General features: G+C 61.8%; 8 protein-coding genes and 4 pseudogenes. 4 read left to right on the forward strand and 8 right to left on the reverse strand.

Annotated features, from left to right (window positions below; translation table 11 throughout):
* Positions 1–401: pseudogene (locus ACWGTO_RS32155) on the forward strand (IS21 family transposase); the annotation flags it as partial.
* Positions 402–1,530: 1,129 nt separating this feature from the next.
* Here ACWGTO_RS32155 and ACWGTO_RS32160 read toward each other — a convergent pair.
* The 4 genes and pseudogenes from ACWGTO_RS32160 to ACWGTO_RS32175 all read right to left on the reverse strand — a co-directional run.
* A pseudogene (locus ACWGTO_RS32160) lies at positions 1,531–2,488 on the reverse strand (IS91 family transposase); the annotation flags it as partial.
* 10 nt (positions 2,489–2,498) lie between these two features.
* Positions 2,499–3,371 (reverse strand): annotated as a pseudogene (locus ACWGTO_RS32165) (site-specific integrase).
* A 99-nt stretch (positions 3,372–3,470) separates the two neighbouring features.
* Entirely contained in the window at positions 3,471–3,755 is a 285-nt protein-coding gene (locus tag ACWGTO_RS32170) for a DUF2958 domain-containing protein (protein WP_454578765.1), read from the reverse strand.
* A 9-nt stretch (positions 3,756–3,764) separates the two neighbouring features.
* On the reverse strand, positions 3,765–3,986 hold the full coding sequence (locus tag ACWGTO_RS32175) for a hypothetical protein (RefSeq protein WP_454578766.1): 222 nt from the start codon (positions 3,984–3,986) through the stop codon (positions 3,765–3,767).
* Between the two features lie 409 nt (positions 3,987–4,395).
* Here ACWGTO_RS32175 and ACWGTO_RS32180 point away from each other — a divergent pair, with 409 nt between their 5' ends.
* From ACWGTO_RS32180 to ACWGTO_RS32190, 3 genes are all read left to right on the forward strand, one after another.
* Positions 4,396–4,674, forward strand: a complete 279-nt coding sequence (locus ACWGTO_RS32180; protein WP_454578767.1) for a type II toxin-antitoxin system ParD family antitoxin — start codon at positions 4,396–4,398, stop codon at positions 4,672–4,674.
* A complete protein-coding gene (locus ACWGTO_RS32185; RefSeq protein WP_454578768.1) occupies positions 4,661–4,978 on the forward strand; it encodes a type II toxin-antitoxin system RelE/ParE family toxin in 318 nt (105 codons plus the stop codon). Before ACWGTO_RS32180 ends, ACWGTO_RS32185 begins: the two co-directional genes overlap by 14 nt.
* Positions 4,979–5,082: 104 nt before the next feature.
* Positions 5,083–5,328, forward strand: coding sequence for a DUF2285 domain-containing protein (locus ACWGTO_RS32190; protein ID WP_454578769.1), 246 nt, complete (start codon positions 5,083–5,085; stop codon positions 5,326–5,328).
* 158 nt (positions 5,329–5,486) lie between these two features.
* Here the strand turns inward: ACWGTO_RS32190 and ACWGTO_RS32195 are convergent, their stop codons facing one another.
* The 4 genes and pseudogenes from ACWGTO_RS32195 to ACWGTO_RS32210 form a co-directional block, all read right to left on the reverse strand.
* Positions 5,487–5,753: a hypothetical protein gene (locus ACWGTO_RS32195; RefSeq protein ID WP_454578771.1), complete on the reverse strand. Its 267-nt coding sequence runs from the start codon at positions 5,751–5,753 to the stop codon at positions 5,487–5,489.
* A gap of 226 nt (positions 5,754–5,979) precedes the next feature.
* Positions 5,980–6,426: pseudogene (locus ACWGTO_RS32200) on the reverse strand (LLM class flavin-dependent oxidoreductase); the annotation flags it as partial.
* A gap of 75 nt (positions 6,427–6,501) precedes the next feature.
* Complete coding sequence (locus tag ACWGTO_RS32205; RefSeq protein ID WP_454578770.1) at positions 6,502–8,154, reverse strand: MFS transporter; 1,653 nt, start codon at positions 8,152–8,154, stop codon at positions 6,502–6,504.
* A 200-nt stretch (positions 8,155–8,354) separates the two neighbouring features.
* On the reverse strand, positions 8,355–8,552 hold the full coding sequence (locus ACWGTO_RS32210) for a pantoate--beta-alanine ligase (protein ID WP_454578772.1): 198 nt from the start codon (positions 8,550–8,552) through the stop codon (positions 8,355–8,357).
* Positions 8,553–8,557 lie beyond the last annotated feature (5 nt).

The raw sequence follows: 8,557 nt of genomic DNA on the forward strand, positions 1-8,557 counted from the left end.
GGCCCCTGTCCAGCATGTCGTGAACTATCGTCACGTCATTCATTCCTTGCGCCAGAAGCCAGGAGCTTTGCCCAGACTCAGCTATCGCGATCATCTCTTCCCAAGGGATGCCTATCGCAATCTCTACCATGCCGCCATGGAGGCGCTGCCGGAGCGCGATGCCTGCCGTCTGACGGTAGAACTGCTGAGCCTGGCCCATGAGCGCAATGTCGAGGCTCTCGAGGCCGCACTCGCTCACGCCATCCAGGGCGACCTCAATGTGGGAACTCTGCCATCGCTTGACGGCATGCGCGCCCGCTTTGCGCCGAACCCGGCCAGTGTTCCGCAGGTCAGCGTCAATCTGGGCAAGCTGGTCGATTACCGACAGGCTGATCGGCACTCGCGGGGAGGTCATGGCATGAGGCCCAATGATCCTGTCGATGCCGCGCGCCTATCCCTGATGTTGACCGATCTGCGGTTGCCGGGCAAAAGCGTCCACGGCGGCTGCGCTGATAACGCCGCCCCGCCTCGCGCACACTCTCGCGGCGGGCAGCACGGGCGCAGACCTCCCCGCAGTAGCGCTGTCCCCGGTCGCAGCTGCGGCAGATCGTTACCTGCGAACGGCAGCGGCCGCACAGAAAGAAGCGGCCCGTGAACATCCGCGACGGTCGTTTCGGAGCGCCGCTGGGAGTTTGGGGAAAAGGTCGACGGAATGCGCTGACAATGCAATAATGCAGGTCGCGCACCGTCAGTGGAGCGTGACACCGAGCCCGGACTTGCCAGTTGAGATCGGTGATACGCCGGATGTTTCTGCGGCGCTGATTACCCGCAGATCTACCACAAGGCAGGCGCATGGCGGGGTACGTCGAAAGCCGCCTCAGGGCGACTGGAGACGTGCTCCACGTCTATCGCCTTCTCAACCTCAGCGAGCACGTAGGATAGCCCGGTCTGCTCAATCCGCGCCGGGGGCACCGCCTGATGGGACAGAGCGGGCCGAACCGCGGGTATGTGATATCGGGATCCGATTAACGATGGCAATCCGAAAATGGTTTCATTTGTAATGGCTGCGCGTCGCACCCCAGGTGTGGCCTTCGTGACCCGATGCAAGGCACAGTCAAGCGTCGAAATGATCGGGAAGCAGTGAGGCCTTTCCCAAACAAGCCCGGTGAACCATCGGCCCAGGCTTCCGAGTAGCGGTCGCGCATTTTGCACCGTGCGCGTTCGCGCGTTGTTGTGGAAAGGGCAGCCACGCAGGGCGCTTTTCGGGGGGTGCTGCCCAAGGTCGTTCTGAGTGAAAAAACGCCTTTTCCGACGAGAAATTGTCATCGACATATGGACGCCTAAGGGCGATCCGGAGCAACGCTTCCCGCACAGACAGATTTCGCGCATTGCAATATGCTGTGCGATCCCTATGTTCGGGCTGTCGACCATCTACTCCTCCCAGAAACGATGTCGGCATTGGAGGCAGCGTAATCCCCCTTGCGCTGTTTTCATAACGGCCCGCTGCCAACCCCCCGGCAGCGGGCTTGATCGTGGAAGACTGGCTTAGCCCCTAATGCGTTTGAACCCGTCGGGCAGGACGTGGGCCAGGAAGCGCCGGATGAACTCTCGGCCTCCAGCGTCATCACCTTTTGCCGATCGCCGTCACGATAGTCTTTCCACCGAAAACGGACCTTGCCATCTTCGATGTCGACGATGCGACTGTTGGCGATCGCTACACGGTGCGTGTAGCGTCCGACATAGTTCAGCACCTGCTCGGCGCCGGCAAAGGGGGCCTTGGCGAAGACCATCCAGTTGATGTGGCGCACCCGATCCAGATGACGCCGGAATGCAGCGGCGTCGCTTAGCCCTGCCAGCGACGAGAAGAAGCGTAGCTTGCCGGCTGTGAAGGCTTTCTGCAGGTCTTCCAGGAACAGCCGGCGAAACAGCCGCGAGAGCACAGCCACCGGAAGGAAGAAGCGGGGACGGCATTCTATCCACCGGCTCCCGTCCGGCGACAGCCCGCCACCCGGAACGACGCAGTGGAGGTGGGGTTATTGGAGGGGTTTTGTCCCCAGGTGTGAAGCACCGCGAAGATTCCGATCTGAGCACCGAGATGCTGGGGATCCGCAGCGATGGTGCGCAGCGTCTCGGCGGTCGCGCGGAACAGGATGTCGTAGACCGTAGCGGGATTCTGGAAGGCGATCGTTGCGATCTCGTCGGGCACGGTGAAGACGACATGGAAGTATTGCGTGTCGAGAAGCTCCGAGCGCCGTGCTTCAATCCAATCCGCGCGCGCCAGGGACTGGCATTTAGGGCAGTTGCGCGAACGGCAGCTGTTGTAGGCGATCCGCCGCTCACCGCATCGGTCGCATTGTTCGACATGGCCATCGAGCGCCGCCGTGCGGCAGCGCTCGATGGCCGTCATGGCTGCACGCCGTTCGGTCGACAGCGACGCGCCGTGCGGCTCACGCCAATCAGCACCATAGCGGCGGAATACATCCGCCACCTCCGGACCAGATCGCCCCATGGGACGGCCGTCAGAAATGTTCAGGTGGTAGCGGTGGCGCCGCCTTCGGCACGGCCGTGGCAACAGCTCCAGCGGACTCGTCGCCGCGCAGGTTGCGATCCGCAGATATTGCGCGGTCGTCGACAGGCTGCGATGGCCGAGCAGGAGCTGGATGGTACGAAGGTCGGTGCCGGCCTCAAGCAGGTGGCAGGCAAAGGCGTGCCGCAACGAATGCGGTGTCACGGCCTTGCCCAGGCCCGACAGCCGGTGCGCCTTGCCGCAGGCGTTCTGCACCGCGTTGGTCGATATCGGTTCGTTGGGGATGGCGCCGGGAAACATCCACGTCTTCGGCCGGACGGCACGCCAATAGTCGGTCAGCGTCTCAAGCAACCGCGCCGAGAGCATGACGTAACGGTCCTTCTGCCCCTTGCCCTGCTCGACGCGCAGCACCATCCGCTGTCGGTCGATGGCCTCCGGTCTCAGGTGCACCGCTTCGGAAATGCGCAGACCGGCGGCGTAGCATGTCGTCAGGATCGTCTGATGCTTCAGGCTTTCCACACAGCCGAGGAAGTGCAGCACCTCTTCGGGGCTGGGGATTACGGCGAGTGTCTTGAGCACCCTGGGGCACGGAATGATGAGATCGTAATCCCATTCGAAACCGAGTGTGACGCGGTACAGGAAACGCAGCGCCGAAACGGCCACGTGTACCCACTTTCGGCGCGAGCTTCTTCTCATTCGTCAGATAGATCTGATAGGTGCGGACATCTTCCGGCCCAATCAAGGCCGGCGACTTCGCGAAATGGCGGGCAAACTGCGAAACCTGCAGCAGATACGAGTCCTGCGTATGCGGCGACAGATTGCGGACCTGCATGTCGTTTATCATGCGTAACCGAAGCGGGGTCATTAAAGGGCTCCTTGGCATTGAGGTGACGCTGCGCGTGGGCAGCAGCGTCACCTTGCCTGAAGCAAGCCCCTATGAACCCGGCCGATTACGTCCGGCCAATCATGCCAGGATGCTTCGCCTCCGCCCGATCAACGACCTCCGTGCAGAAGCTCTCCCGCGGAGCGTGTTCGTCCAATTCGGATTATGTTGAGCACAACATAAACCAAAGGCGATATCCGGGTCATCCGGGTCGATTTCAGTAAGGAGCCAAGTCGCGCCAGCGTCCGGCGTGAACAGTTTGACGACGGGGACGAAGTCGATTTCGCCGGTCGTGCCGCGGAGAGGCTGCTGCTGGCGACCATTCGCCAGCAGCTGTTCCCGCAGGTCTCTGGTTAAGAGCTGCATGGTCACCTCCTACTCGTCGGTTTTCGGGGTGCGAAGGACGATGCGGCCATCGATCGGCAGCGCCTCGAGGAGAAGGGTGCCGCCTTCACCGTCTTCGTGGGCGAAGAAGGCGCCTATGCGCGTCCAGAAGCCTTTCTGGCCTTCTGCCTTGGCTTCCCGCACCGTGTAGGCGTGGTAGGTCGGGCCGTTCGCCTCGGTTTTCTTCGGCTTGGTGTAGCGATTGTCTTTCATGGTGTTTTCCTTTGGTTGATGGTTTCTGTCCCGGAGGACGGTTCCAAAGGAGGTCGACGCCTATGGCTGGCTTGTCCCCAACTCGGGAGCGCGGCGAAGGAGCGGGCAGGAACGGGACAAGCCGGCAGCGCCGGCCATAACGAACCAGTCATTCACTCCGGACAGCCCATCAGCGGGAAAGCAATGACTGACCGCTCGCCAGCCGATCGACCGTGAACCCAGATGGACCACGCAACGGGGGGAAGGCTATGAAGGCCAAGGCAGCTGTGAAGCAACCGCGCTCCTGGCAAGGTCACCCTGAACCAACAGTGCGATTCGGCCCGGGACGCCAACCGGGTAGCACTGTCAGGAATGTGTATGACAGTGTAATTAACGCATGCTATAAGGGGAATGAACGAGAGGCTCAATCTTGCGAACAAGCAAACCCATCACCGTGTCCCTCGGTAAGCAGCAGCAAAGCGTTGACGCGCGGTTGGCCTCAGGTGCCTACGAATCCGCCAGTGAAGTCATGCGGGCGGCGTTGCGCGCCCTCGACCGCGAAGAGGAAGCGATCAATGCGGTTCTCCGCGCACGGATCAAGGCGTCGATCGAGGATCCACGGCCGAGCCTGACTGCGGACGAGGCCGAAGCGGAAATGACACGCTTCATGGAAAGCGAAAGCAAAGCCGCGCGCCATGCGGCGCGTTAAGGTCACCTACCGACCACAGGCCATTTCCGACTTACAGGACATTTACCGAATTATCGCCGAGGCCAGCCAGAGCGACGTGGTGGCGTCGGGATTTGTGCAACGGATCATGGCACGGTGCCGAAAGATCGGTAATGTTCCCAATGGCGGCCGCCCGCGCGACGATCTGGAGCCAGGTTTGCGCACGGTCCCCTTCGAACGAACGGCGCTCATCGCCTACCGGGTAGGAGATACTGCCGAAGTCACCAATATCTTCTACGGCGGCAGGGACTACGAATCCCTCTATCGAAGCGATGAATCCGAATAGTCGTATCGGATTCCCGACGGCATAGAGACGTCGCAGTTGCGGCTCGGCTGCAAGGGATGCCGCATTGGCCCTTTCCCCGCCAACGACGATCGTTAGATAGGAAAATGCTCCAGCCGCTGCTCGACCCAGATGTCGCCGACGAGGCGCCAACTTCTCCGGTCCTTACCGGCTATGACGAAGAGCGTCTGCTAACCTACATTCGCCTACTCGATGCAGCCGCCGAGGACGCCGATTGGCGGGAAGTTGCCAAGATCGTTCTGCACGCGCTTTCCGGGCCTGGAAGACGCATCTCGCGGTGGATGACGACGAACGGCTTCAAATATTTGCTCGCCGGCGGGGCACCGCATTGAAGCCTTGCGCAAGCTTTCAAGCTATTTTGTCTACATCACCAACTCAGCACCGCGACTGCAGACATCCCAGCCTGGCTCGGGCTCTCCGGATCTTCGAATTGGCGCGTGGCAGGACCTGCAGCACGCTTGAAGTACCTCTCGAAACGACCAAGCGAGCTTTAGCCGCTTTCTTCGCGATCTCGGCACGCCGCACCGGCGTCATATTGACGGTGCTGGGTGCGGGCATTGCGCCAATGCCGGTCGAGATTGTGCTCGGCAAGCGTCGAGCGCGTGCCCGCCAGCTCGAAGAGCTTGTTCGTGGCGGCGATGGCGATCTCGGTCGACAGGATTTTCGATTCCGCGGTGACGATCTGGGCATGCACAACCGTCTCGGCGGTCGGCTCGGCAACGGCCCGGTCGATCGCATGGCCGGCCTTTGCCAGCAGCGCCTGCGCGGCCGCATCTTTCCGCCCTTCGAACCAGGCTCTTTGGCGGCGCCGCTCTTACGGTCGTCCTGTACGTGCCGGTTTCCTCGCCGCGATGCTGATGACGCGGGCCGCCGCTTGGCGAAACTTGGTCGACGCCGACCGGCCTCGACGGAACGGCGCGATCAGCTCCAGGCGTGCAGCGGGATTTGCCGAGGATCGCGTATTTCCAGCGTACCGGATCGTGCAGCGCGCCGTCGGCGGTCGGCTTGTCGTAGCCTTTGAAGCCGGGCACCAGATGCGTCTTCGGCACTTTCACGTTGTCGATGATGACGGTGCCCGACAGCGTCGTGCGCTGGCCGAAGCTCGACCAGTCGTCGATCACGGTGAGGCCCGGCGCGGCACGGTCGGCGATGGCGGTGCAGGCGCGGCTCTTGGTCCGCACGAAGTTCACAGTCTCGTCGATCGCCGCCTGCGCGATGCCGGTGTCGACCGCCACCTGGATGATCTGGAAGATGGCGTCCTCTTCCTCGGTCTCGCGCACGATGGCGAAGGCGTTGACGCCGACCTTGACCGAATGATCGTTGGATTTGGCCTTGGCCTGGATATCGTCGACCTGCTTGGTGATCTCGGCCGGTGTGTTGCCGTTGGTGAAATACCAGTCCGAAACGCGCGAAGCCATGTCGCGCGCGGCGCCTCCGCCAGTTGCCTCCAGGCCCGGAATCCAGTGCTCGACCATCAGTCACCTCTCTCGGAGGCGTCGATGAGATCAACGCCGTAAAAAGAAGCCAGTCGATTCATGGCGCCTGCGATTTGCTCCGGTTGGACGCTCAATCGAAAGCCTGGTGCGAGGTGGAACCTCTCCCACATGCAATTCGAGAAGCCGCTGATCCAGCTCCTTGTCCGCCGCTGTGAGGCGATGGTTGAGGCGAAGGTAGTCCATCCAGGTCGGGGTGCGGAATGTCTCTGTCCAATACAACGGCTCCTGCAGATCGCGCTGCAGGTTCCAGTGCCGGGCGCCGACGCCGCTTTGCACCCGGCGGCGTTCCCGCATCAGGTCCAGGAAGGCTTCGATATTCGCCTCCGGTATCGAGTACTCGATCTTGACGACGATGGGGCCGCTTCTTAACTTCAGGTCCAGCGCGAGCTGCGGCGCCTCAAACCCAAAAGGATCCTGGTCGGTTTCTTTCCATTGACGGATTGGCAGCAGGAAACCGGTGGCGGCAACCAATAGGAGAGCGCCAGCGGAGCTTTCGAGCGCCAACGTGAGCGAATAGTTCTCGGCCACCATGCCCCACAGCCAGCTGCCGGCCGCGATGCCACCCGATGATAGGGCAGAGTAGATCGACAGCGCGCGACCAACGACCCAGCGTGGGCTCGACAATTGCACGCTGACGTCAAGCCCCGTCCAGGTGACGACCCAGCCAGCACCGCCGAACGCCAAGGCAATAGCCGCCACCGCCAGCGAGGGCGTGAATGCAAGCGCCAGGCAGCACGCCGCGCAGGAGATGCACGCCAGTGTCGTCAGCCGCTCTTGCGACAGCGACCGTCGAAGAACGTTGTTGGAGATGCCGGCGCACAAGGCGCCCGCCCCAAACCCGGCCATCAGGATGCCATAAGCAATTGGACCTCCTCCCAGCTGATCGCGGGCAACCAGGGGCAAGAGCGCCAGTATCGAGATGCTCGTCAGGCCGAAAAGCGTTCCGCGCGCGATTGCCGCCTTGATCTCTGACGACAGCGCCGTGAAGCGCGCACCGTCATGAATGGCCGTGGTCAAGGGCTCCCGCGGAAGAGGCGAAGAGCGGCCATTCCATCTGCAGCGCCCAATGGCCCACAGCATCGCCAGATAGGTCAGCGTCGCCACGGCGAAAGCCGTCAGTGGTCCGAACGAGGCAACGACGATGCCGCCGAGCGCGGGACCGATGCTTCGCACGGCATTGTACCCGACCGAGATCAGCGTGACCGCGGCCGGAACTTCGCGTTTTCGCAGGATGTCGCCGACCGAGGCGTGCCAGGCGGGGTCGGTAAAAGCGGCACCGCAACCGGCCAGGCAGCTGAAGGCGAGGATCATCCACGGATTGTAAAAGCCGAGCCCCACGAGAGCAGTGAGCATCGTCGATGACAACGCAATCAGGCACCAGCCGAGCGCCATCACATTGCGACGGCTGAAATTGTCGGCGATGGCCCCGGCGAAGATCGACAGGATGAATACAGGCAGCGTCGTGGAAGTCTGCACCAGAGCGACCATCACGTCAGAGGTGGAGATGGTTGCCATCAGCCAGCTGATCGCAACGGTCTGCATCAGCCAGCCTAAGCTGGACACCTGTGCGGCAAGCCATATCGCACGAAAGGTGGGGTTCTCCAGCGGAGCAAAGGTCGCCGACGAAACTGAATCCGCGTCCGCGTGCGCCACCCTGCTCATTGGGCGAGCCCTTTCTGTTCGTGAACACGTTTAGTTGGAGATTTCTCCTTCGCGCACTTGCCTGTGGAGAGTGGCAGGATCAGGGCATTACAAGTGCCGAGCCGAAGTAATTTTCGATGGCTGCTTCAAAGCCAAAACTGAACCGATCTGGTGGAAATACCTGTTCATCCATCACCAAAGCGCCTTAAGCGGCCAATCGATCATACTACTGGAAGTTTTGGGCGGTGGCCATTGTATCTATCACGCGCGTAATGCGCGCGTCGCTTTGAGAGACGTATGGAGGGGGCTCGAATGCTACTTTCATTGCGTTCTGTGGCTGGCTTCATTCCCTCATGCAGGGCGCCCATGGTTGGCACAACGGCAATCCGTAGGCCCTCGCGGCGCCACGCGGCAACGATGCTGC

This window comes from Mesorhizobium sp. PL10 (assembly GCF_053714315.1).

Bases quoted from the DNA above. Each gene is read 5' to 3' on its own strand.
- ACWGTO_RS32170 (WP_454578765.1), bottom strand. From the start codon at position 3,755: ATGCAGCTCTTAACCAGAGACCTGCGGGAACAGCTGCTGGCGAATGGT.
- ACWGTO_RS32175 (WP_454578766.1), bottom strand. From the start codon at position 3,986: ATGAAAGACAATCGCTACACCAAGCCGAAGAAAACCGAGGCGAACGGC.
- ACWGTO_RS32185 (WP_454578768.1), top strand. From the start codon at position 4,661: ATGCGGCGCGTTAAGGTCACCTACCGACCACAGGCCATTTCCGACTTA.
- ACWGTO_RS32190 (WP_454578769.1), top strand. From the start codon at position 5,083: ATGCTCCAGCCGCTGCTCGACCCAGATGTCGCCGACGAGGCGCCAACT.
- ACWGTO_RS32205 (WP_454578770.1), bottom strand. From the start codon at position 8,154: ATGAGCAGGGTGGCGCACGCGGACGCGGATTCAGTTTCGTCGGCGACC.